Here is a 24,821-nt window from a genome sequence, read left to right as displayed (position 1 = left end):
GGCTGCATGAGATTGACCAAAAGCGGGGGAGTGCGATCGGGGTTACACAATTTGAGGATGAGGCTTGTGGGGTGTCCTACCTGCTGTGAAAATACACCGGAGGGGCGGAACGCATCCCACACATTGAGAGGGTAATGCTTTGTTGTGGCGATAGAGAGATATTTTCACATCGATATATTCTTTTTACCGTCTGTCAAAGTTCTTTGAATTTTCAATCCCAACCACTGGCTTAGTTCTGTCGCTAACCACTCGATTTCTGATTCACTTAGCCCCTGCTTCACTCCTAGTCGATATTTTTGGTTGCCGATTTGAATAATCATGTGAGAAACTTTGTATCCAATTTGTTCAATTTCCAACTGGCAAATGTCCTGTCTGCGGGCTGGCTTGGAATGATTCCATCTCAACCCCAGCAGATGGCTGCTATAGGAGATTTGCTGGCGATCGATTACCAGATGCAATTCCCGAAATAGTGCAAATATCGACATTACTCCAGCCGCTACTAATAAACTTCCTGATATCATCCTCAAAACCAATGGATTTATCGGACTTTGGTAATAATTAGTCCACAATGCGATACTCGCAGCAACCGCACCCGAAAGTATGGAAACCCAATCAAAAGCGAATCCATGCGGCGGAATTACAATCTCTATCAACTCCGAATTTTTTGTTAATTTAATATCGCTGCCTCGCGGCTGCACGGGCATAATCCTTTTGGATATCTCGCGGGGATTTGCGAGGGAGTTCGATGCTTCTCCAGCCGAAGATAACCGTTTTTCCAAACTCGGTTCTGTCATCCACTCCAGCCAATCAATTAAATTAGGATTTAGTTGCGTTACCCGATCGGCAAATAAAATTTTTAAATCCTGCTGCGACAGTTCTGTGGGATGCAAACCCGTTACCAAATAAATTAAAGTTGCGCCTAAACCGTAGAGATCCGAAGCCGGAACGGATCGCCCGCCAAATTGTTCCGGCGCCATATATCCGTAGGTTCCCACTACTGTAATCGTGCCGCCAAATTTTGCAGCTTGGTTCTGCACCGAACCGAAATCAACTAAATAAACTTGTCCGACAGTGTGACCGGATCTGTTGTGCAGTAAAATATTGCTGGGTTTAATATCGCGGTGGATGACAGGGGGATTTCGCTCGTGCAAATAAATCAAAATTTCTAACAGCGATTTAGCTAATTCTTTTACGTCGCTTTCGCTAAAATTACGGCCCGAACGCAAATGCTCTTCTAAAGTTTTTCCCCCTACATAAGTCTGTACCAAGGCAAATCCTTTACTGTCTGGTTCGTCAATTTCCAGGTAATCGAGGTAGCGGGGAATTGCTGGGTGAGAAAGCGTTTTTAAAGTTTCCGCTTCCCGTTCAAATAGCTTGATGTCTTGCCATTCAAAATCGCTGCCGAGGAATAGCTGTTTGATGACAACTAATTCTAGAGTTTCCAAATCGCGAGCTAGCAGTGTTTGGCGGCCAGTTTTTTTTCCCAGTGACCGCTGCATTTCGTAGCGTTCTGCTAATATTTTGCCAGTCATGTTTTTTCCCTTAATTTAAATTAAAGTCCACTTTCTTTTTGATACCACCGGGCAAAAGACTTGCTACCTATCCCCATTGATAGCCCTGCAATGAGCGATGGTGCCACAACTACAAAAATATAATCAGTCAATGAGGGTACATAACTAAACGTATCGTCCCCAGTGCCAAAAAAAAGAGACTCCAAATCGAGCGTCTTCATAAAGAGAATGCTTGTAAAAGTACAGATGGCCATACCTATCGCAGTTAAAACTTGTCGGTGAAGTTGAGGATTAGTTAGGGGAAAAAACCACACGATCGTCACAAGTGAGATGATAATTCCGTTCTCCAAACCCAGCAGCGCGCCGAGAAAAAGGCCGAGGATTCCTCCCGCAATTGTCCCCAGAATCGGGAACATAAGGGTAGCGTAAAATGCTGCACAAATTCCTACAGCTATAGTTCCTGCCGCAGTGCTAAGCCCGATCGCATTGTTGAACAAGCTAGAGGTATTCACGGTTTTTCCCTGTCTCAATGGCAGGGAATATTTATTGATTTGCTGCGGTTTTTCTAGAACTTCTTTTGCGATCTGGACTGAGGCGGGACGGCGTTCTAAACTGGGATGTGTCATCCACTTCAGCCAGTTGGTAAAAGCGGGACTCAGTTGGCTGAATTGCTCGAATTCAATCTGCAAATCTTTCTGCGGCAAGTCGGCAGGATGCTGCTTGGTAATTAAGGCGATTAATGTTGCTCCCAACCCGTACAAGTCGGAAGCGGGAACGGCCCTCCCGCCAAATTGTTCTGGCGGCATATAGCCATAAGTTCCGACAACGGTGACTGTTTTTCCTTGTTGCGTTGCTAGGGTTTGAACTGCACCGAAATCGACTAGGTAGACTTCGCCGACGCTGTTACCTGATCGATTCTTGAGTAAAATATTGCTGGGTTTAATGTCGCGGTGAATCACCGGGGGCTGTCGCTGGTGCAGGTAGGCGAGGATGTCTAATAATGCTGTGGCTAATTGTTTGACTTCGCTTTCGCTGAAGGTGCGGCCGTCTGACAGATATTCTTGTAGGGATTTGGCTTCGATGTAAGTCTGAACTAGGGCGAATCCTTTGCGGTTGGGGGTGTCGATTTCAAAGGAGTCGAGATATCGGGGAATTGCAGGATGGGATAGGGATTTTAAGGTTTCGACTTCTCGCTCGAACAGTTTTAAGTCTTCCCAGTTAAAGTCGCTGCTGAATGAGAGTAGTTTGACTACTACTTGCTGTTGGGTTTTTAAGTCGCGGGCGAGTAAAGTTTGCCGTCCTGCTTGCTTGCCGAGCCGCCGATCGCACTGATAGCGATCGGCTAATATTTCTTTTGACAAATCGCCGATGTTTTGTCCGCTCATGTTGTCCTGCCCTAGAACCGATTAAACCTAGTGTAGTTGACAAAAGTCCAATAATCGGAAATGTTCGGGCTACGGCAAAAAAATTTTTATGTCAAAGAGCAACTGCCTTTAAGAGCCAGCGATCTCGCACTGGGGAAGACGCCCCTGAGTTAAGCTTGAATTTAATTTTGGATTTGCTTGTAAATTGACTGCACTACGTCGAGCAGGCTCAAGACTTGCTGCCATTCGGGAGCATCGGGGTTATAGCTTTTGGCGCGCTGAGTTTTCAAACTGTGGTGCAAGAGGGAAAGCAGCGCGTCTGGAGACTGTAAGGAATTCTCCTCTTCATCTGCTGGGGTTTGGGCGGCATTTTCTTCGATATCTTCTTTAATTTTTTGTGCTCGATCGGCGAGGGCTAAAGATCTGCCTGCAAGGTTTTCGGGCATTTTGGGCTGTTCGGACAAAGACGCGCTGGTTAGTTCTACCAATAGTTGGCAGACTCGATCGACCCATTCGTGATCGTTTACTGAAAAGGAACCAGATTTGAACACTTGCCCATCAGGTCTTTGCTGAATGCTTTGTACCTTCTGGATCAGAGGGATAGCCTTAACAGTGATGTTTTCCGGGATTCTGGGGATATCTGACAGGGAGCTCCGAGCAATCTCCAGCAATAGTTGGTAAACCTGATCTACCCACTCAACATCTCCCGATTGCGAATTCCAATTATTCATAACTGACGCTAGTGGTTTTCTATATCTAAGACTAGAACATTGACTATTTGCGAAGGAAGCTCTTTTTAGGAGCCGCTAACGCTATTAAGACTTACGCGGGCGGGGTGAGAAACCCGGTTTTTGAGCGGATGTTTCGTCGCCTTTCTCCAAGATTTTTCTCAGAAACCGGGTAACGCTGCCGCCCGTCCTAACTATTTTTAAGCGCTTCAAATAATAGAAGTGCTAAGTTTGTTGCGGTAGGTAGTGCGAACGAAACACGTAGGGCGCAACCCCGGCATCTCGCTTGCAAATTCAAATCCGGTTATATAACCATAATACCTGTTGGAGCTTATTTACAATTATCTCAATAGGATATTAAGGTTAATTGGTGGTGGGATGGGAGGCGCACCCCCGATCGCGATCGCCCCCACCCGGAACCCTGGCGCCACCGCGAGGATTTGCTGTGGGCTACTGCTATTTTTCTGTGAGATTCCACACACCATCCCAGTTGAGTACGTCTGAAAAACTATGCTGAAATAACATACAGCGATCGACGTGCAATTTAGCTGCCTTGTTTTTCGGGTCAACTTTCAGAACGACCTCAAATTCGCCTGCAGCGTCTTTAAAGGCTTGCTTGGCTTTTGGTTCTAAAGCTTTCTTAAACTCGCTCAGCAGTTTTTTCACCCGATCGAGTCCCAGGTTTTCAAATTCCTCATCTAACATTTCTGCAACTGTCTCGCAGGCCCGACTTTTAATTTTAGCCTGCAATAGCTGCCTGATCTCTGCAGGTTTTAGCCGCTTGATTTGAGGATTTGATGGTTCTAAGATGTCTGATTCCAACAGCTTTTTGACATCGCCTTCTTGCAAGTATTTAATATCGTCTGCTGATAGGGGCTTGATTTTTGCTTGCAGCAGCATTTTGGCTTCGTCTTCCGAGAGGTTTTTGATGCCTTCCAATTTCAGCAGTTGGATTTCTGTCTGCAACAGTACGATGAGTTTGTCTGCTTCGGATAGGTTTTTCGGGTCGTACTCTGACAGCTTTTTCAGTTGATATAACAGGTTCTTGAGTTCGTGTTCCAACTGTTGCTCTAGAGTGTAGGACAGTTTCTTAATCTCTGCCTCCGGCATTTCGGCGACATCCTTTAAGATATTTTTCACCTCACTTTCTGAGAGTCTTTGGGTGACTGGAGTTTTGTAATGTTCGCGCCCCTTGGTGTAATGTTCTATAATTTTTTGCTGTTTTTCGGTTAGTGACTTGCCCACTGGCGAGTGTCCCTCGCGGATGCCGACGAGTTCGTAAACGATTACGGGTTCGCTTTTGCCCTTGACAGTAATAAAGTCGAGTTCTCGCACGTAGAGCCGATCGGCATAATCTCTGTAAGTATTGTCGCTGATGATTAAGTCGGTGCCGTATTGCTTGCTAGCGCCTTCTAAGCGAGAGGCGAGGTTTACGCCGTCTCCGATCGAAGTCAATTCCATGCGTTTGCTACTGCCGATGTTGCCGCTGACAACTTCATCGGAATGGACGCCCATACCGATGCCGATCGGCAGTTCGCCATTTGCCATGCGATCTTGATTGAACTCAGCCAGTTTTTCCCGCATTTTCACTGCGGTTTGCATCGCGCACCAAGCATGATCTTCTAGCGGCGCTGGAGAGCCAAAAACTGCCATCAGAGCGTCGCCGATGTATTTGTCGAGAGTGCCTCCGTACTCGAATACGACATCTACCATCACTTCAAAATATTTATTCAGCATCACTACCACTTCTTCGGCTTGCAATTTTTCCGTAAGTGTGGTATAGCTGCGAATGTCTGAGAACAGCACCGAAACATTTTTGCGCTTACCGCCCAATCCAGTATCCCCTGAAGCTAACAAAGCTTCGGCTACTTCTGGGGTCATGTAACGGTACATCAAGTTTTTGACTTGCTTAGCGCTGCTAATATCTTCCATGACAACTAATGCGCCGTTGACCTTGCTGGGGTCGGTAGCGTCGGTCATTGAATTAATCGAGAGATTGATACTCTGCGATTTTGCTTCACAGGACAGCAAAACTTGATCCGGGTAATACTGCTGGCGGTCCTTATCGTCTTCTGGAGACAAAGACGCATCAAACCATTTGGCAAAATCGCCTTTTTCTAACTTAATTAACTCGCGCAAAGATTGACCTTCGGCTAATTCGGCATCGCTGACACCCAGTAATTTTTTGGCACTGGGATTGGTCGCTACTATATTGCCTTTTTTATCTGTAGAAATCACGCCGTTAGTCAGGGCGTGCAGCATATCTTTTTGTCTTTGTTCTTGCTGTTTGACTTCGGCAAACAGTTTGGCGTTTTGTAGGGCGACTCCTGCTTGGATATTAAACGCCTCCATAAATTGTAGGTCGTTGCGATTGAAACTGGCTTTCCACTGTTCGGGGGCGTGCGGCCAATCTTCGGGGTTATAGGGAGGGTATTCTCCTTGTTTTTTTTTGTTGACTAATTGAGTAACTCCGATCAATTTGTGGTCTGCATTAAAAACTGGCATACAGAGCATACTGCAAGTACGGTAGTCAGTTTGTTGATCGGTTTTTTTGGAAGTTTCTGCGCGGGGGTCATTGTATACGTCAAAGGGAATCAACAGGGGTTCGCCGGATTCGGCGACGATGCCTGCAAAACCGGCTGTTCTGGGTATGCGAAGTTCTTTCACGCTGTCCGCCGTCGGGATTTTCGTCCAGAGTTCGTCTTTATCTTCATCGATCAGCCACAGGGTGCTGCGATCGGCATTCATCAGTTCTTTTGCCTGATCCATCACCCTTTTTAGAGTATCTTCTAAGTCTAAACTGCTCTGAGAAAGAGCGTTGACGGCATTCATCAGCGCCGTGGCCGCCCGTTGTCTTTGAGTTGCTGCGTAGAAAGATTTGGAAGATTCTAGAATTAGGCGAATCGAGGGAGCAAATTCTTTAAAAACTTGTTCGTCTTCTTGAGTAAACCCTGCCTTGTCAATCTGTTCCTCTAAAATACCGTAATGTTCGTGGTTGGGCTTGAGTTTATTAATCAGTTGAACGACTGCTACTAACTCTCCTGTTTCTTCGTTGATCAGGGGCATCGCAAGCATTGTATAAGTGCGATATCCTGTTTCTTTGTCAGTTTTTTTGGCGTTAGTCGATCGGGGGTCGTTATAAAAATCATAAGGAATGTTCACCACTTTTTTTTCCGTGGCTACTTCTCCGGCAATGCCCACATGGGCGGGAAATCGGAGCTCTAGGTTTTTGCCATTTTCATCTTTAGCAACGATCGCCCAGAGTTCATTTTTCTCGTCGTCTAATAAAAATATCGTGCTGCGAGCAGCATTCAGCAATTCCCCTGTTTTGAGGGTAATCGACTGCAACATCTCGTTGAGGATGGCATCAAATCCCTCGCTCTCCAGGATATTGTCGAGCATTCCCAGGGTTTGATTGACAACCTTAAGTTTGTCTTCTACTTCCTTAACTACTACTGTAAAACTTTGCTTATTTAGAAGGTCGAGAATGCCGGAGAGGTTTCCTTGGCGCGGGATAATTGCACCGCTCCTAATTTCCGGGGGAGAATAATTTTCCTGATGATGATTTTGACCGCCGACAACAGCGACATCAATCACGTTGTCCAGAGAAGAGTAATTGGTGGAAGATGCAGATTTCATAGACCTTTACAGAAGCTTAAGTGTAAGGGTTAGTCTCTAAGCGAAGAGAGCGGGGAAGTTGATTAGTGAGTCACCTGTCGCACAAGACTCAAGTATGTGTGAAAGTATTTCCCAGTTTACAGAACTCCGGCCACCAGGCAAGGGAAATTCAGTGGGCCTTGCTGCTGAACGGAGGGTGGGAGAGTAACGAGGCGGTGGGAGTGCTGCAATCTTTTTAGAGAGCGCAAATCTTGTTTAAATGGTTTATTAACTGATTTTGACATTGTGCGTGCCTGGTTTAAGTAGGTTCGGCAGGTTTAAGAGCCGATCGCCCGCAGGAACATGAATGCGTACTGGCGGGAGGACTGCTGAAAGAGGGGTGGCCTTGTGGGACTAGCCGCAATTGTGACACTACCAGTTGCTAGTGATGTGTGCCCTTCTCTACACAATTGTGGTTTTTAACTAGAATTTCTCTCTATTTTGCTGCTCTTTGCTTTCATCCCACTAAATTCACGGGGTTTTCAGCTTTTTTTTGTAAAATTTGCGGTTGATATTTTTAGTGTAACCTCCGACTCTAAAAAAACTCCGCCTTTTGGCCCCCCGATCGGCTGGAGGGTCTCGTCAGGGTTTTGCCGACTGAGTTTGGCGCAATCCGGCGGCTTCGACAAGCAGGGATTCGGCGAAGGCGATGGCTTCTGTTGCTGAGCGGCCGCTGGCGAGTTGGGCCAGTTCTTCGCGCCGCTGCTCACTGTTGAGGGCGGCAACTCTGACTACTGTACGTTCTATTGGTTCGGAGTGGGCTGCGGGTTCGCCGATACTTGGTTCTGCTTCGATCGTCTGTTTGTTGACGCGAAAATGAAAATCAGCCATCGCGGCGATCAGCGGCTGGTGGGTGACGCAGAGAACTTGGTGTTTGTCTGAGAGTTGGTAGAGTTTTTTGGCGATCGCCCCAGCGACTCTCCCGGAGACTCCGGCGTCGATTTCGTCAAAAATCAGCGTACCAGCACTTTCTATTTGGGAAAAACAGGCTTTGATGGCGAGTAGAAAGCGGCTCATTTCTCCCCCGGAGGCGATCGCGCCCAGGGGTTGCAAAGGTTCGCCCGGATTGGGGCTGAAACAAAAGGCGATTTGGTCGGCACCGGTAGCGGTTGGGGTACAAGGCGAAATCTCGACTTGAAATTGCACTTTTTCCATTGCTAATGGTTTAAGTTCTCCTACGAGGTGCGTTTCTAGTTTGAGGGCGGTTTCGCGTCGCAGGGTGGTGAGGTGGCTACAAGCATCTTTTAATTGCTCTAAAGCAGTCTGATATGCGAGTTCTAAGGCTTCCATTGACTCGCCTCCTTCTAAAAGTTCATTTAGTTCGTTTTGAATGCTTTGGTAGTAGGTGATCGCTTCTTTGAGCGGCCCGTATTTGCGACAAATTTGTTTGAGTTCGCGAATCCGATCTTCTACTTCTTCGAGTCTTTCGGGATCTGCTTCTAATTGTTCGCCGTAGCTGCTAATTTGCCGGCTGGCTTCTGTGGCTTGAGCTAAAGCATCGCTGACCATTTCGAGGATTGGTTGCAACTGCACATCGTAAACCGCCATGTCGCTTAAAATTACTTCGGCTTTGCTCAACAAGTCGGCGGCTGATGCGCTGTCGCCCTCGTTTTGGTATAGGGCTTGGTGGACTTGGTAACTCTGCTGCTGCAATTCGACGACGTGGCCTAGCCGGATTGATTCGTGTTCTAGCTGTTCGAGTTCGTCGGCGTCTTCGATATGGGCTTCGCCAAGTTCTCGGACTTGGTATTCTAACAAATCAAGTCTTTGCAGTCGCTGCTGTTCCGACTGACGCCTGCGTTTGAGGGCTGTTTTGGCGTTGTTTGCTCCCAGCCAAGCGGAGGCGATGATCGATCGCGCTTCAGTAAGCTTTTTGCCGCCGTATAAATCAAGCCATTCTCGCTGGAGGGTTTCTTGTCCGAGGTGGACGGTTTGGCCTTGGGCGGTAATTTCGACAAGCCGATCGCGCAGTTGATCCATTAATTGGCGGTTGACGAGAATTCCGTTCAAGCGCGATCTGGTGCGTAGAGCACCGCTTGATGCGTTAATTTCCCGGCTGCAAACGGCTAAATTTCCGTCTATGGGTTCGATTTCTTGCTCGCCCAGCCACAAAGCTGCGGCTTTGTCCAATTCAAAGGTAGCTTCCAATATTGCCCGCGCTGCTCCGGTGCGAATCGATCGGCGATCGACTTTCCCGCCCAACACTGCATCGATCGCATCTAGGATAATCGATTTACCAGCGCCGGTTTCCCCTGTAAATACGTTCAAACTCGGGCCAAATTCTAGATCCAGGCAGTCAATTAAGGCAAAGTTTTCTATTCTCAGGGATATTAACATGGGGAATTGGGAATTGTAATTAGTAATTGTAATTAGTAATTAGTAATTAGTAATTGGGAATTGGTAACAACTGTCAACTGTCAACTGTCAACTGACTTCGGCTATAGTTTCAACCACCCAAACAAATCTCCTACCGTCAGCCGCAATTCTGCTGCCCAATCTGGAACTGGCAACACTTCTTCGGGTTTTGCTAAAAGTTCCGGTTGCTTTCCAGGGGGATAAATTAAGATCGAGCGCACCATCGGATCGATCAGCCAACCCATTTGAGTGCCGTTTTTCAGACAGTGTAAAATATTCCCAGTTACTTTAGTTTGACTCTGCCCTGGAGACAGAATTTCAATTGTCCAATCTGGGTAAGTTTCAAATACATTAGCAACATCCCCATTTTCATCAACTGGTATTCTTTCCCAAGTAAATACTGTGACATCTGGCACGATTGACCTGCCGTCAAAATTACACCGCAATTCAGGAAAAGCTAAGGCAATTTTATGAATCTTAACCGCGACATTGATGGCTGGGACTAATTCACCTTGAATCCGGCTATGTTTTCCTTGTGGCATAGGTTTTTGGATTATTTGACCGTTGATATATTCGCTAGCTGGTTCGGTTTCTGGCAGTTTTAGAAACTCGGACAAAGTTAGTGTTTTTGTTTGTATTTGTACCATTTTTTACTCTTTTTATTCCATAAAACCTAAATGTTTTCTAGCAGCAAGAGTTACCATTCTGCCCCGACTTGTCCGCTGCAAAAATCCGATTTGCATTAAGTACGGTTCGTATACATCCTCAATGGTTTGAGTATCTTCTCCTGTCGAAGCTGCGAGGGTTTCTAATCCGACTGGACCACCGTTAAAGTTTTCAATCATTGCTGTCAAAATCCGTCGATCTGTCCAATCTAAACCCAGCGGATCGACGTTGAATAATTCCAGGGCTAGCGAGGCAACTTCGGCATCAATTGGCTTTAAGTTTTTGACTTCGCTGTAGTCTCTAACTCGCCGCAGCAAACGGTTAGCGATTCGGGGCGTTCCGCGAGCTCTGCGGGCAATCTCTATGGCTCCTTCTGGGGTAATTTTAGTGTCTAGAACTTGGGCGGTTCTTTGGACAATTAGACTAAGTTCGTCTATTTCGTAGTAGCGCAATCTTTGGATTAAGCCGAAGCGATCGCGCAATGGAGATGTGAGGGACCCGACTTTTGTGGTTGCTCCTACTAACGTAAAGGGTTTGAGGGGAATGCTGCGAATTTTGGCGCTTTTGCCTTGACCGATCGTAATATCTAACCGACAGTCTTCCATCGCCGGATAGAGGATTTCTTCTGTAACTTTAGATAAGCGGTGAATTTCGTCGATAAACAGCACGTCGCCTGCTTTGAGGTTGATCAGCAATCCGACAATATCTCGCGGTTTTTCTAAAGCTGGGGCGGTGGTGATTTTGCATTCAACTTCCATTTCTGCTGCTAGAATTAGCGACATTGTGGTTTTTCCCAACCCTGGAGGCCCGTAGAGTAACAGGTGATCCATAGGTTCGCCGCGAGATTTTGCTGCTGCAATTGCGATCGCCAAAACTTCTCTCAAGTCTTTTTGCCCGATGTATTCAGCTAAGCGCTGGGGGCGGATTTTGTCGTCTTGTTTGCTGTTGATTTCGTCGGGTAGTTCTTGCGATTCTAGCAAAGATTCCGCCTGGGGTTTGGCCACTTTTTTGCGCCGGGCTGGGGCTATGTCTTCGGGTAGATTTGGGTCGGGGGGCTGTTGTTTGGAGGAGATAATAGCCATATTTATTTGCGATCGCGCAGCGGGAATTGTTTACAATTGTTAGCAGAATCTTTAAAATTATTGAGCTCGTTATGAGTATTCCATCTTCTTTATTAGCATCGGAAAGCATAACTTTTGAGGGGGCGATCGAGCTGACTCAATCTTTACTGTCGTTCATTGAGGCCGATCGACTTTTACAAGCCGACATCCAGCAAGCTGTTACATCTCTGGTGAAAACACAAAATGGTGCTAGGGGGTTTTTTGTCACCTATCTAACGGACGATCGACAGGAGGCAGATCACCCGTCACCCGGATTAGTCGAGGCGCTGCGATCGGCTCCTGAGATCGTAGCAGAACTGCTGGTGAAAAATTTGGCGATGTCGGCGGCAATGGTTGTACATCATTCGCGCCAGCAAAAGGAGGAAATGGCGGCCGATTCTGCTAGAGTGCAGGAGCGATCGCGCAATTTAATTCAAATGCTGCAAATGCCAACCTGTCAAACTAGAGCGTCGCAAATGCTAGAAAGTTTGCAGAGTGCCAACGGCGAGTATGAAAAATTTTTCCAGCGGTGGGGGTACGACGACGAGCAAAAACTAGCGATCGGTTCGGCAGTTCGATCGGCGATCGGCTAAAATAACCTCCGAAGGAAGAGGAAAGAAGAAAGAAAGAAGCAGCCGAAGCTAGGGTGGCAGATCCTTGATCAAAGCGGCGGGGCTGTGGAATAATTGCGGTTTAACAAAAGCTGCACAATTGTAGCTTGAGTTGATTTAGGTGTGAAGGTAGTGAACGAGGGCGAAAAAATTGCTGAGAACGGTGAAAGGAGTTGCCCAAAAGGCCCGAAGGCTGGGCGGCAGGCGGCCGGCAAGTACACGCGAACGGCGGTGGGCGAAGCTGAATCTGCTGGCAACATTGGTGCGCCGGGACTTGGAAGCTCAATACAAAGGCTCGATTCTGGGCAATTTGTGGCCACTGCTGAATCAGCTATCGCAATTGGTGATTTACACATACGTATTTTCGATCGTCCTCAAGGTAAAGCTCAGCCTTACAGGCTTCCCAGAAAACAGCGACATTACATTTGGAGTCTGGTTGTTTGCAGGTTTGCTGCCTTGGACTGCCTTCACCAGCGGTTTGATCAAGTCGGCAGTATCCGTGGTGGGGCAGCCGAATTTAGTGAAAAAAGTGGTATTTCCTCTCGGTTTGCTGCCCCTAGTGCCGATTTTTACAGCTTTTCTTGAAAGTTCTCTGGGTTTAGCAGCTTTGATTGTGATAGTAGCCGTGTCGTCGCAAAAGCTCAACGCTACTTTATGGTTGCTGCCGTTGGTGTGGGTGCCTCAGTTGCTGATAACTGCTGGTTTGGGATATTTGACAGCCGGCTTGACTGTATTTTTGCGAGACATTCCTCAGACATTAGGTGTTATTCTAAATTTTTGGTTTTATTTGACGCCGATCGTCTACCCAGCATCAGTAATCCCCCAAGAGTGGCGAGTGTGGATATTTTGGCTGAATCCAATGGCGGCCATCTCGGAGGTTTATCGAGATCTCATACTGCTTGGAGAAGTTAAGCATTGGGGGGAATGGGGTGTCGCCACGGTAATTTCTGCTGCTATATTTTGTGGAGGTTTGGCGGTTTACCGGCGTTTGCGTCCCGCTTTTGCTGACGTGCTGTAAATTTGTTTGAGATCTACAGTCAATCTAAAATCTAAAATCCAGGGTGCTGTAAATTTGTTTGAGATCTACAGTCAATCTAAAATCTAAAATCTAAAATCGACTGTGCTGTAAATATGTTTTAGATTTCAAGTCAATCTAAAATCTAAAATCTAAAATCTAAAATCGATTGACTGCCGCCCATGACAGAAAATGTAATTTCACTCAAAAATGTTTCCAAATGCTTTAAGCGGTACGATCGTCCAGGAGACCGCTTAAAGGAAATTATTTACCCCGGGAAAAAACTTGCTGACGAATTTTGGGCCCTACACGACATCAATCTGGAAATTCCTCAAGGACAAACTCTGGGAATCGTCGGTCGCAACGGTTCGGGAAAAAGCACTCTCCTGCAAATAATTGTAGGGACGCTGACGCCTACCGCAGGAAGCGTGGATGTTAAAGGGCGAGTCTCCGCTTTGTTGGAACTCGGAAGCGGGTTTAACCCGGAATTTACCGGGCGTCAAAATGTGTTTTTTAACGCTCAGTTACTGGGATTCAATCAAAAAGAAACTGCAGAAAAATTTGACGATATAGCTGCTTTTGCTGATATTGGCGATTTCATCGAACAGCCAGTCAAGACTTATTCTAGCGGTATGTTTGTCAGGCTAGCTTTTGCTGTTGCAACTAGCGTCGAGCCAGATATTTTGGTGGTTGACGAGGCGCTTTCGGTGGGCGACGAAGCTTTTCAGCGCAAGTGTTTTGCCCGCTTGCAAAGCATTCAGGAAGGTGGCGGAACGATTTTATTTGTTTCTCACGCTGCTACTTCTGTGGTGCAACTTTGTACCTCGGCGATTTTAATGGATAGCGGTGAATTGCTGCTCGCTCACACGCCGAAGGTGGTAATTTCTAAGTATCAAAAGCTGATTTATGCCGATCCGGATCAGGTTCTGGGGTTGAAGTCAGATATTCGAGCTCTGAACCAACTGACAAAACAGGAAAGTCAAGACCACCTTCAGGAGGCTAATTTAGAAAGCACAAAGAGGGAAGTTAAACCAGAGCAACATCTCTCTAAACCCAAGGAATATTATGATGAATTTTACGATCCGGGGATGATACCGTCAAATACGGTAAGGTATCCGTCTCGCGGAGCGGAAATTATCAACCCCCACATCGAGACGCTGAAGGGAAATGTGGTAAATCACTTGATCGGCCGTCAAGATTATATTTATACTTACTCTGTCACTTTCTCCCGGTCAACTTCCAAAGTTAGGTTTGGAATGTTGATTAAAACAATTAGCGGTTTTGAGTTGGCGGGTGCTTCTTTGAAGGCTTCTACTCAGTCAGTTAGGTATGTGGAAGCGGGAACGACAATTGTAGTTAAGTTTAATTTTAAATGCTTGCTGAATCCCGGGGTTTATTTCTTGAATGCTGGCGTTGTGGGAACCGTAGATGGAGATTTAACTTATCTGGATCGCTGTGTTGATGTGGCGATGTTTAGAGTTCAGTCTTGTACTGAGTCCTGCGGTAACGGCATCGTTGACTTGCTGATCGAACCGTGTTTAACTGTTGTTAATGCTGATTCTCTAGTGAAAGAGCAGTCAACAGAGGTTATCTAAAATTCTGTAAAAACAATGAGCGATATCAATTTAGATTTAGTCGAAAATCCCGTAATCAAAGCATTTATTCAAGATCAAACTAAGTTTCCCGAAAATTTTAAACTGAATATCTGCGAAGACGATGAAATGTATTTGTTCAGCTTGAACAACGTCAAAGACGATCGCGATCGGGCTTTGGTGCGCTATTATTCGATCGGGCGTCGCATCTTGGATACGGTTAAACAAGTTGTGGAATGGCATTTTGGCAGTTTTGAAAAGGTACCTTCTTTTCTAGATTTTGCCTGCGGTTACGGTCGATTTACCAGGTTTTTGATTCAGGAAATACCGCCGGAACGAATTTGGGTTTCTGATATTTATGCTAACGCGGTTAAGTTTCAAACTGAATACTTGGGCGTCAATGGTATTGTCTCAACTGGAAAACCAGAAAATTATTTAATTGACCGCAAGTTTGACTGCATTCTGGCTAATTCTTTTTTCAGCCATATGCCGGAAAGAACTTTTACAAGTTGGTTGCAAAATTTGTACGATTTGTTGACTCCTAACGGCATTTTGATGTTCAGCGTTCACGATGAGTGTTTGCGCCTAGCCAATATAGAAATGCCGGCTAATGGTATTTTGTTTAGTCCTCAAAGCGAAAGCCAGTCTTTAGATAAGGAGGAATACGGCACAACTTATGTAACTGAAAAGTTTGTGAGAGAATGTGTGGCGCGAGTTAGCGGAGGCAAAGCTTTTGTTCATCGCATCAAAAAAGGCATCTGCAGATTTCAGGATTTGTATGTTGTCACAAATGAGCTAGTTAGAGATTTTTCGGAGTTAAAATTCAATCATCACCCGGAAGGATATATTGATGTTGCTGCTTTTACGAATAAGGAGAATTTGTATCTGGAAGGATGGGTGGCTGATGTGAATTTCGACGGTCGAGTTGAGGAGCTGCAAGTGCTGGTAAATGGGGAGGTGGTACAGAGGTGCGAGCCTTTTTACGATCGCCCGGATGTGGCTGGATATTTTGAAACTGATGGGGCTTTGCAGTCGGGGTGGAGCTGTTATTTACCCAAAAACACCGTGGCGCTGGAGGATGTGTTAATAGTCAAAGCAATCAATAACTATGGTTGGGAATGGATTCTGGAAACTTGCACGGTTAAATCGCTGGTTAACCAAAGGCAATCGCAGTCTTTGTTGGGGTCTACTCAGACAAAACTCAAATTACTCGAAACTCAGTTAGCTTCGGCTAAGATAGAATGGGAGCAAAGCCAAAGTAAGTTAATGATTACTCAAACTGATTTGCAAGAAGCTCAAACTAAATTAGTTTTAGCTCAAACGCAATTGGAGCAAACTCAAAATCAGTTAGTATCTGTGCAAATGCAGTTAGAGAAAACTGAAAATCAACTAATTAATGTCAAGCAAGAACTAGAGCAAGCGAAGTGTCGGGTTTTGGCAATGGAAAGCAGCAAGTTCTGGAAGATCAGAAGCGCATGGTTTGAAGTCAGGCGATCCTTGGGCTTAGTGGGAGACTAGCAATAGCGAGTAAATTTGGTGTGGGAATTAGGGCGAGGGAGAGAAATTGTGAGTACAAATGACAGCAAACCGTCGGTTTTTATTGTTACCGGAATGCACCGTTCCGGTACGTCTTTAACAGCTTCTTTGTTTCAGAAAGCCGGGGTTGATATTGGCAAAAAATTAGTGGGGCCGGCCGACGGAAATGTGAAAGGTCATTTCGAGAATGTTGATTTTGTGGAGTTTCACAAAAGTGTTTTGCGATCGCACGGTATTGATGAACTCGGCTGTACGTTTGAAAAAACGATTCCGGTAGCAGCGGAATACGTCGAAATCGCCAAACGGGCGATCGAGCAAAATCAACAAACTCACAAACATTGGGGTTGGAAAGACCCGCGAACAGCCCTTTTTTGGGATTTTTGGCTGACTTTGCTCCCCGAAGCTAATTTTATCTGTGTTTATCGATCGCCCTGGGAAGTAGTCGATTCCCTTTACCGCCGGGGAACCGATGTCAGCTTGCTGCAAAATCCCGAAATGGCAGTAAAAATGTGGATTCACTACAATCAAAAAGTTTTAGAACTTTACGAACGTTTCCCCGATCGCTGTCTCCTAGCCAATGTTTACCCCATCGGCAACACTCCTGAACTTTTCCTCGATCGAGTCAACGAAAAATTTAATGTTAACTTAGGTGCTATACCGGGCGACAATTTTGAAGAATCTTTATTAGTCAACGATATTGTCAAAAGTCACAGACCGAGTTTAATAGAAAAATATTTTCCCGAAGCATTAGAACTATATGAACTTTTGGAAACCCAAGCTGGAAATCTGAGCAGCGAGTCGAAAGGTGCGATCGCTCAAGTTATTCCTTTCCCAGCATCTCCAGTCGGGCCATTTGAAGATTGGCTAAAAATCCGCTTGCTGGAAAAACAGCAAAAAACTAGCTCTTCCGAACTCAAACAGTGGCAAGAACAATTTCACCAGGCCCAGGCGAAAGTTTTGGGATTAGAGACAGAATTAGGAGCAACTCAAGTACAGCTTGCCGGCCAAGAATCAAATTTTCAAGAAGCTTTAGCAAAACTCCTCGGATTAGAAACAGAATTAGGACAAACTCAGGTACAGCTTGCGGGCAAAGAATCGCAATTTCAAGAAGCTTTAACAAAAATATTAAAATTAGAAGCAGAGTTAGGGCAAACTCAGGTACAGCTTGCCGGCCAAGAATCAAATTTTCAAGAAGCTTTAGCGAAACTCCTCGGATTAGAAACAGAATTAGGACAAACTCAGGTACAGCTTGCCGGCACAGAATCGCAATTTCAAACAGCTTTAGCGAAAGTATTAGAATTAGAAGCAGAATTAGGGCAAACTCAGGTACAATTTGAAGAGACTGAATTTATATTGCAGCAAAAGTTAGCTGAGTTAATTCAGCTAGAAACAGCACAAAGTCAAAATCAGGAAAGATTAAAGGATACTCAGGAAAAATTAGAACACTCCCGCCAGGAAAATGAAAAGTTTCGGGCAGAACTTGCTATAATCAAGTCTTCAATAGGGTGGCAAGTGAGAGAAAAGTTGTGGGAAGTTCAGCGCCAAATCCGCGACTTGTTCCCTAAATTTATTTTTTCGTTAGATCAACCCACTACTTGGCAAGTTTGTGATTCCAACCTGCTAATTGTGGGCTGGGTTTTTAACCAAAAAAGAGAGACTACAGCAGTCCGCGTCAGAATTAAAGACCAGAGTTTCGTAGGCGTTTACGGCATAGAGAGAAGTGATATAGCGCTAGCACACTCTAATATTCCCGCTGCGAAGAAATCAGGTTTTACAATTCAATTGGAAGCGCCTGCCGGACGGCACGAAGTGCTACTGGAAGCGCAAGACGATCGAGGTAAATGGCATCTTTTGGCAGCTTATCCGTTGCTAGTTTCAACGATTCAAGCATCTTTAGATGTACCGGTGGTGTGGGAACAGCGTCAGGGTCAAATTTTGTTTGCAGGTTGGTGCTGCCACCACGATCGCAAAATTGGTAAATTAAGCTTGTTGTGCGGCGATACTTCTGTAGAATGCGCCTACGGTTTGCGGCGAAAAGATGTCGGCGAAGTGTTTCCCGACTGGGTTAACAGTTCGGAAAGCGGTTTTGAGGCCCTTGTCGATTTGCCTCCGGGCGAATGGCACGTTTCTCTGCAAGCTGAGTTAGAAACCGGGGAAATTTTGTCTTTTCAAGCGCCGAAGAAATTGACTGTGCGGCGCTACAATATCTGGCAGCGAAGTACAGATAAATTTGAGGAGTTATCAAGGTTTACAGCCGCAATTCAGCAGCGGGCGAGGGAAAGAAAACAGCGTCTGGGCAGGATTGTGCCGATGCCTTGGGAAATTGTGAAAGTGCTCCGCCAGTTGGGGAAGATTTACCGTCAGCAAAAACAGTTTACTGCGCCGGGAGATTTGCTACCGCCGGCGGGTTTTGTGGTGCCTCAACCCATTGATAGATATGACGCATGGCTGGAGGTGAATCAGTGGAACGATCGCGCGCGCGATTACTTAATTTATAGGTTAAAATCCTGCCGGCAACCGCTGCCAAAAATTTCGGTGGTAATGCCTGTTTACAACCCGCAGATAGATTTTTTAGAAAGCGCGATTAACAGCGTAATCAATCAAGTTTATCCAAACTGGGAACTCTGCATTGCCGATGATTGCAGCACCGAACTTACTGTTGCTGAAAATTTGAAAAGCTGGGTTCAAAAGGACGATCGTATCCGCATCACATTTCGTACAGAAAACGGCAACATCAGCGCAGCAACCAACAGTGCCGCCGCCCTCGCAACAGGCGACATCATCCTGTTTTTAGACAACGACGACGAACTAACTCCCGACGCATTAGGCGAAGTCGCCCTATATTTTGCAGCGCATCCAGCCACCGATTTTCTCTACTCAGACGACGACAAAATCGACACCCAAGGTCGCCGATTCGCCCCGCAATTCAAACCGGAATGGTCGCCGGAACTGCTGCTTTCCTATATGTATCTCGGTCATTTGTGCGCCGTGAAAAAACACATTTTTGAACAAATAGGCGGTTTGCGGCTAGGTTTTGAAGGCTCGCAAGATTACGATTTTGCCTTGAGAGCCACCGAAATTTCTCGCCATGTCGCGCACTTGCCGTTAGTGCTGTATCACTGGCGAACCGCACCCGGTTCTACAGCCATATCTGGGGCCGCGAAACCCGCCAGTTTTGCCGCAGGTCAAAAAGCCATTCAAGACGCACTAAACCGCCGCCAAATTAACGGTAATGTCGCTCAGCACGCATGGGCGATTAAAGAAAATTTGGGCATATTTGCCCAGGATTTCCCGGATAACGGCCCATCAGTAACAGTGATTATTCCTACTAAAAATCAGCTCAAATTGCTGAAAGCCTGTCTGGATTCTCTAGAAACTACAACCTATAAAAATTATCAAGTGGCAGTCATCGACAACGAAAGCGACGAGCCGAACACTCTGGAATATTTCAAGGAATTAAGTTGCCAAGTTTTGCGGATAAAAAATCCTGGTGGCAAGTTTAGTTTTGCAGCAATTAACAACCGCGCTGCCGAACAAGTAGATAGCGAATATGTGTTGTTTTTGAACAACGATACTGAAGTAATTAACCCGCGCTGGCTGAGTCAAATGGTGGGATACGCTCAAATCCCTGGCGTGGGTGCAGTCGGCGCGAGGCTGTTATATCCCGACGGCAGAATTCAGCACGCGGGCGTAATTCACGGGCTGCATCACGGCTTAGCTGGTCACGCTTTTAAGCTGATGAACAGCGAAAATCGAGGCTATCTTTCTCAAGCGATGGTAACGCGAAATTACTCTGCGGTAACAGCCGCTTGCACTATTACTCCGCGTCAATTGTTTTTAGAATTGGGCGGTTTTGATGAGGAGAATTTTGCTGTTGCTTACAATGATGCCGATTACGGATACCGGCTGTTAGAACGGGGTTATCGGTGCGTATATTGTCCCGATGCGGAGTTGTTGCACAAAGAGGGAACTTCTAGGGGTTTTACCGACAATCCTCAAGAAGTGGCGACTTTTAGGCGCAAGTATGGGGGAAAAAATGACAGTTTTTACAGTCCTCACTTGTCTTTAGAAGATGAGTATTTTCATATTCAACCCCGACGGGTTTTTATGAAAGAAGAAGGAAGTTCGGCAACGGATTGTGTAACGGATGTAACGGATGCAGGGGAGAAGGAAGAACTAAAATTTGGTAATTTGGGTTCTTTGATATCAGTAAATAATTTTGTAAATCCTATCAAAGTTTTGATGTGCAGCAATTCGCTGGATTTCACCGGTGCGCCGCTGCATCAGTACGAAATTGCGGTGAAATTGGCGGCTGAAGGCGTGATTAAGCCGATCGTACTTTGCACAACAGAGGGGCCTCTGCGTCAAGCTTACGAACAGCAGGGAATTGAAGTAATTGTGCGCGACAATCCTCTCGAACACATCTACCAGCGCGATGCTTATGATGAAGCCATCCGCAGTTTTAGCAAAGAAATTGAAAGTTTAAAAATAGATGCAATTTATGCCAATACTTTAGAAAACTTTTTTGTAGTTGACGCAGCGTGGCAAATTGGAATTCCGACGGTGTGGAACGTGCACGAAAGCGAACCTTGGCAAACTTATTTTAATAGGTTTGGTTCGGAGATTGCGGCGAGAGCTTTAGAGTGTTTTCGCTTTCCTTACAAAGTTATTTTTGTGGCGGATGCAACGCGGGACAGGTATTTGCCTCTCAACAGCCACCACAATTTTACAGTGATTCACAACGGCTTAGATTTGAGCAAACTGGAAAATTCGGAGAATTCTGAATTGGCTAGAAAAAGTTTAGGTGTTGCAGCGGAAGATGTAGTGATTTTGCTGCTGGGAACGGTATGCGAACGCAAAGGACAGCAAGATTTAGTTAAGGCACTTTCACTTTTACCTGACAAATGGCACAATAAAATTAGGTGTTTTATTGTGGGCGATCGCCCAAGTATTTACAGCAATAAATTAGCTGATATGGTGGGTGAATTGCCGGAAGAGTTGCGGGAAAGGGTGACAGTAGTCCCGGAAACTGGGGAGACGGGAAAATATTACAAAGCGGCTGATATTTTTGTTTGCACTTCTCGCGTCGAAAGTTTTCCGAGAGTGATTTTGGAGGCGATGGCCTGCGATTTGCCAATTATTACAACGCCTGTTTTTGGAATTAGAGAACAAGTGAGACCCGGAATTAATGGTTTGTTTTATACGCCAGATCGCCAGGAGGAATTAGCAGCATCATTGAATACTTTATTGGAGGATAAATCTTTGCGTCGGCGATTAGCAGAAAATGCTAAATATGTGTTAGAGTCGTTGAATACTTTTGCAGAAATGACAGAAGCTTATGGTCAAATTTTTAGAGAAGCTTATTTCACTCCTAAAAACTAATCGTTCAAAATTCAATGGTAAGAAAGTATGGCGTCAAATTTCGAGCATCAGGCAAGAGAACACCTCCAATGAATTAACAGCTAAATTTTACTGGGAGACTAACCCAACAGCCGCTATTGGGAAGCAGGGTTACTGGTTGTCTAATCCGATTATTGAAAAAGCTATAAACCATCGGCTGTCAGGTGGCAAGACTGAGGGTTACTGGCTAACCTGGTTAATCAATAATTTTTTCAAAAAACGACGGTTTGATAACCTTTTGTCTATTGGTTGTGGTGTGGGAAATCACGAAATTTTGATGGCTAAATTAGGATTTGTCAATCAAATTGATGCCTTTGACTTTTCCGAAAAATCTTTAGAAATTGCTAGAAAAGATGCCGCCGCAGCAGGAGTAGATGTTAACTTTTATCAAGATAATTTTAATTCATTTAGTATTGATGATAGTAAAAAATACGATATAGTTTTTTGCTCAGGTTCGCTGCATCACGTCAGAGAACTAGAACGATGTTTATCAATTGTTCGGAAATGTTTAAAACCAGACGGATATTTTATTGTCAATGAATACATAGGAGATTGCTACAATATATATAATCAAGCTCAAGTGGATTTGATTAATCGCATTTACCAATGTTTTCACTACACGCTAAGGTCGGGAACAACTGAAAAATTTTCGAGTCCAAGTATTGAGAAAGTATTGGCGAGAGACCCTTCAGAAGCAGTCCGGTCAAAGCTGATACTTCCGTTTTTAGAATTCTACTTTGATGTGGAAGTCTTGAATCCAGCCGGTGGAGGGTTGCTTCACGAACTTTACCCTTTCTTAGCTCACGATCAACTTTCCGACGGAGAACCCAAGAGTGAAACAATAATAAAATTATTGCTTGAGATTGAAACAATCTTAATGGAGCAGCCGGGAGGACTATCAAGTGACTTTTGTTTGTGTATTCTGAGACCTAAAAAAAAACAATGGAAATAATACCGCCTAAAATAGACTACGAAGGGGCTTGGGACAGCTACGCCCAAGAATGGAAAGATAATAATCCTGAACTCGCTTATTTGGGCGACGAATGGATAGGTAAAGCTGCCGGTGCCGCCAACTCCTTAGCCGAATACGAAGCCCTGATAGAACAGCAATTTATTGCACCCTACATCAAAAAAGAACATACGGTTTTAGAAATTGGTATCGGCGGCGGAAAAACAGGTTCCCTGTTGCTGAAATATTGCGATCGACTAATTTGTGCCGACATTTCCAGTCAAATGCTGCAAGCCGCCCGATCGCGCTTGGGAGACGATCGCGTTTCTTACCTCAAACTTGACGGTTTAACATTAGACAGCATCGCCCCAGGTTCAGCCGATGTCTGCTTTTGTTACGATACAATGGTACACGTAGAGCCGGTAGATATATTCAACTACCTGACTCGAATTCCCAAACTGCTGCGGGGCGATCGAATTTGCGTCTTTCACCACACCAATATTTTCAGCGAATTAGGGTGGCAAAAATTTGCCGACGAGTGGGACAAAAACTTGCTCGGGCACAGAGACGGCACAGCATTTTCAGTTATGACTGATACAATTATGGAAAAATTTCTCCATCATTTAAACTATGAAATCATCCTGAAAAATACATCTTCAGTACCGCGAGATTGTGTCTGGATCTGCAAAGCACCAACACCCAATGAATAAAACCAAAGCTTTTTAGCCGAATCAAAATATTTTATTTCAACAGACAACAGTCAACAGACAACAGTCAACAGACAACTGACAATGAAAGCATTATTTCTCCATCCCAACTTCCCCGCCCAATACCGCCACATTATCACGGCTTTAGGCGCAGATCCCAAAAATCAAATTGTTTTCGGCACTAAAAACGAGCGCCCAGAGTGGAACATTCCCGGCGTTCGCAAAGCAGCATTTACACCCAGCCGCGAACCCCACGCGCAGACTCACCAATACGTCCGCCCTTTAGAAAGTGCCGTCATCTACGGACAAGCCGTATTTAGAATGGCAGAACAACTCAAAGCAGACGGTTTTGTACCCGATATTATCTGCGGACATTCCGGTTGGGGGCCTACCTTATTTGTCAAAGAAGCTTTTCCAAATACGCCGCTTTTGTGTTATTTCGAGTGGTTTTATCATGCTATTGGTTCAGACGCAGATTTCGACCCAGCGGAACCTTTAACAGTTGACGATATGGCCAGAATTAGAATCAAAAATGCGCCGATTCTGATCGATTTATACTCTTGTGATTGGGGTTTATCACCCACTTATTGGCAGCGATCGCAATTTCCGCCCGAATTACAACAAAAATTATCCACACTCCACGACGGCGTAGATACCGATTACTTCAAACCAGACCCCGGTGCTAAACTGGTTTTGCCTAACTTAGACTTGTCTGGCGTTGATGAAATTGTCACCTACGTATCGCGGGGAATGGAACCTTACCGGGGTTTTCCCGAATTCATTGAGTCGATCGCCTATGTGCAAGAACGCCGCCCCAACTGTCACGTCGTAATCGTTGGTTCCGAAAGAGTTTGTTATGGGCGTTCTTTACCCAACGGCGAGTCTTACAAAGACTATATGCTCAAAAAAGTACCCCTAGATTTGTCGCGAGTTCACTTTGTCGGGCCCCTACCTTACGGACTGTATTTAAAAGTAATTCAAGCATCCGACGTACACGTTTATTTGACCAGACCTTTTGTGCTATCTTGGTCCATGATTGAATCTCTATCAACCGGATGTTTAGTAATCGGTTCCGACACAGGGCCAGTCAGAGAAGTTATCCGCGACGGAGAAAACGGTTTGCTAGTCGATTACTTCTCACCGAAACAAGTAGCCGATCGCATTGATGAAGTTTTAGACCATCCTACCCGCATGGCAGAAATTCGCGTCAAAGCCCGTCAAACAGCCCTAGAACGCTACAGTTTAGCTAAAATGCTGCCACAACATTTACAACTGATCGAGCAAGTAGCCAATCGTTCCATGCCACCTACAGTTGGTATGGAACCAGAACGGGAATTAGCAGCATCTTTTGCCGTGAGAATTTAGCAATAAAGTTAGTCAGGACTACGCGCTGCATAATAGCGGGGTGATTTTGATTTTTTTGTGGGATGGGCGTCCCGCCCGTCCGGCTTATTTTCCGGCGTTGCATAATGGAAGGCAGTCCGTTAATCCCTTCTAGGCTAGTCGCAAACTAGCTTCGAGAGCAATAATTTAGGCGTTGCATAATAGCGGGATGATTTTGATTTTTTTGTGGGATGGGCGTCCCGCCCGTCCGGCTTATTTTCCGGCGTTGCATAATGGAAGGCAGTCC

At 45.5% G+C, this 24,821-nt stretch carries 15 protein-coding genes; 8 read left to right on the top strand and 7 right to left on the bottom strand.

Translation table 11 applies throughout. The features are described from left to right. Positions 1-164: 164 nt before the first annotated feature. The 7 genes from QT994_RS05865 to ruvB all read right to left on the bottom strand — a co-directional run bounded on the left by QT994_RS05865 (position 165) and on the right by ruvB (position 11,363). On the bottom strand, positions 165-1,532 hold the full coding sequence (locus tag QT994_RS05865) for a serine/threonine-protein kinase (protein WP_333172458.1): 1,368 nt from the start codon (positions 1,530-1,532) through the stop codon (positions 165-167). A gap of 20 nt (positions 1,533-1,552) precedes the next feature. Continuing rightward, positions 1,553-2,896: a serine/threonine-protein kinase gene (locus tag QT994_RS05860; protein ID WP_333172456.1), complete on the bottom strand. Its 1,344-nt coding sequence runs from the start codon at positions 2,894-2,896 to the stop codon at positions 1,553-1,555. A 161-nt stretch (positions 2,897-3,057) separates the two neighbouring features. Further along, positions 3,058-3,606, bottom strand: a complete 549-nt coding sequence (locus tag QT994_RS05855) for an inorganic pyrophosphatase (protein WP_333172454.1) — start codon at positions 3,604-3,606, stop codon at positions 3,058-3,060. A gap of 453 nt (positions 3,607-4,059) precedes the next feature. Beyond that, entirely contained in the window at positions 4,060-7,242 is a 3,183-nt protein-coding gene (locus QT994_RS05850; RefSeq protein WP_333172452.1) for a GAF domain-containing protein, read from the bottom strand. A gap of 600 nt (positions 7,243-7,842) precedes the next feature. Continuing rightward, positions 7,843-9,597 (bottom strand): DNA repair protein RecN, encoded by a 1,755-nt coding sequence (gene recN, locus QT994_RS05845; protein ID WP_333172450.1) that lies wholly within the window; start codon positions 9,595-9,597, stop codon positions 7,843-7,845. A 101-nt stretch (positions 9,598-9,698) separates the two neighbouring features. Further along, positions 9,699-10,262, bottom strand: a complete 564-nt coding sequence (locus QT994_RS05840) for a Uma2 family endonuclease (protein WP_333172448.1) — start codon at positions 10,260-10,262, stop codon at positions 9,699-9,701. 12 nt (positions 10,263-10,274) lie between these two features. After that, positions 10,275-11,363, bottom strand: coding sequence for a Holliday junction branch migration DNA helicase RuvB (gene ruvB / locus QT994_RS05835; protein ID WP_333172446.1), 1,089 nt, complete (start codon positions 11,361-11,363; stop codon positions 10,275-10,277). Positions 11,364-11,434: 71 nt separating this feature from the next. Between ruvB and QT994_RS05830 the strand changes: the two genes are divergently transcribed. The 8 genes from QT994_RS05830 to QT994_RS05795 all read left to right on the top strand — a co-directional run bounded on the left by QT994_RS05830 (position 11,435) and on the right by QT994_RS05795 (position 24,556). Then, entirely contained in the window at positions 11,435-11,974 is a 540-nt protein-coding gene (locus QT994_RS05830) for a hypothetical protein (RefSeq protein ID WP_333172444.1), read from the top strand. A gap of 181 nt (positions 11,975-12,155) precedes the next feature. Further along, the gene (locus QT994_RS05825; protein ID WP_333044920.1) at positions 12,156-13,010 is read left to right on the top strand and encodes an ABC transporter permease; all 855 of its coding nucleotides are present in this window, start codon (positions 12,156-12,158) and stop codon (positions 13,008-13,010) included. Positions 13,011-13,189: 179 nt separating this feature from the next. After that, on the top strand, positions 13,190-14,602 hold the full coding sequence (locus QT994_RS05820) for an ABC transporter ATP-binding protein (protein WP_333044918.1): 1,413 nt from the start codon (positions 13,190-13,192) through the stop codon (positions 14,600-14,602). 15 nt (positions 14,603-14,617) lie between these two features. After that, positions 14,618-16,117, top strand: a complete 1,500-nt coding sequence (locus QT994_RS05815; RefSeq protein ID WP_333172442.1) for a methyltransferase — start codon at positions 14,618-14,620, stop codon at positions 16,115-16,117. Between the two features lie 48 nt (positions 16,118-16,165). After that, positions 16,166-21,517 (top strand): glycosyltransferase, encoded by a 5,352-nt coding sequence (locus QT994_RS05810; protein WP_333172440.1) that lies wholly within the window; start codon positions 16,166-16,168, stop codon positions 21,515-21,517. Further along, a complete protein-coding gene (locus QT994_RS05805; RefSeq protein WP_333044913.1) occupies positions 21,474-22,487 on the top strand; it encodes a class I SAM-dependent methyltransferase in 1,014 nt (337 codons plus the stop codon). The genes QT994_RS05810 and QT994_RS05805 overlap by 44 nt, the downstream gene beginning before the upstream one ends. Then, on the top strand, positions 22,478-23,194 hold the full coding sequence (locus QT994_RS05800) for a class I SAM-dependent methyltransferase (RefSeq protein WP_333172438.1): 717 nt from the start codon (positions 22,478-22,480) through the stop codon (positions 23,192-23,194). Before QT994_RS05805 ends, QT994_RS05800 begins: the two co-directional genes overlap by 10 nt. Before the next feature lie 81 nt (positions 23,195-23,275). After that, positions 23,276-24,556 carry a glycosyltransferase family 4 protein gene (locus tag QT994_RS05795; RefSeq protein ID WP_333044909.1) on the top strand — a complete coding sequence of 427 codons (1,281 nt, stop codon included), beginning with the start codon at positions 23,276-23,278 and terminating at the stop codon, positions 24,554-24,556. Positions 24,557-24,821 lie beyond the last annotated feature (265 nt).

Origin of the sequence: Microcoleus sp. S13_B4 (assembly GCF_036700885.1) — a bacterium.
In the GTDB taxonomy this organism is placed as follows: Bacteria; Cyanobacteriota; Cyanobacteriia; order Cyanobacteriales; family Microcoleaceae; genus Microcoleus.
The sequence above is the reverse complement of the archived record's forward strand: the minus strand, read 5'-3'. Positions and strand labels throughout refer to the sequence as shown.

What these genes read in the sequence shown, in the direction of transcription:
- QT994_RS05820 (WP_333044918.1), top strand. Translation starts at nt 13,190, where the DNA reads ATGACAGAAAATGTAATTTCACTCAAAAATGTTTCCAAATGCTTTAAG.
- recN (WP_333172450.1), bottom strand. Translation starts at nt 9,597, where the DNA reads ATGTTAATATCCCTGAGAATAGAAAACTTTGCCTTAATTGACTGCCTG.
- QT994_RS05850 (WP_333172452.1), bottom strand. Translation starts at nt 7,242, where the DNA reads ATGAAATCTGCATCTTCCACCAATTACTCTTCTCTGGACAACGTGATT.
- QT994_RS05805 (WP_333044913.1), top strand. Translation starts at nt 21,474, where the DNA reads ATGGTCAAATTTTTAGAGAAGCTTATTTCACTCCTAAAAACTAATCGT.
- QT994_RS05865 (WP_333172458.1), bottom strand. Translation starts at nt 1,532, where the DNA reads ATGACTGGCAAAATATTAGCAGAACGCTACGAAATGCAGCGGTCACTG.
- QT994_RS05800 (WP_333172438.1), top strand. Translation starts at nt 22,478, where the DNA reads ATGGAAATAATACCGCCTAAAATAGACTACGAAGGGGCTTGGGACAGC.
- QT994_RS05860 (WP_333172456.1), bottom strand. Translation starts at nt 2,896, where the DNA reads ATGAGCGGACAAAACATCGGCGATTTGTCAAAAGAAATATTAGCCGAT.
- QT994_RS05855 (WP_333172454.1), bottom strand. Translation starts at nt 3,606, where the DNA reads ATGAATAATTGGAATTCGCAATCGGGAGATGTTGAGTGGGTAGATCAG.
- QT994_RS05830 (WP_333172444.1), top strand. Translation starts at nt 11,435, where the DNA reads ATGAGTATTCCATCTTCTTTATTAGCATCGGAAAGCATAACTTTTGAG.
- QT994_RS05795 (WP_333044909.1), top strand. Translation starts at nt 23,276, where the DNA reads ATGAAAGCATTATTTCTCCATCCCAACTTCCCCGCCCAATACCGCCAC.
- QT994_RS05815 (WP_333172442.1), top strand. Translation starts at nt 14,618, where the DNA reads ATGAGCGATATCAATTTAGATTTAGTCGAAAATCCCGTAATCAAAGCA.
- ruvB (WP_333172446.1), bottom strand. Translation starts at nt 11,363, where the DNA reads ATGGCTATTATCTCCTCCAAACAACAGCCCCCCGACCCAAATCTACCC.
- QT994_RS05840 (WP_333172448.1), bottom strand. Translation starts at nt 10,262, where the DNA reads ATGGTACAAATACAAACAAAAACACTAACTTTGTCCGAGTTTCTAAAA.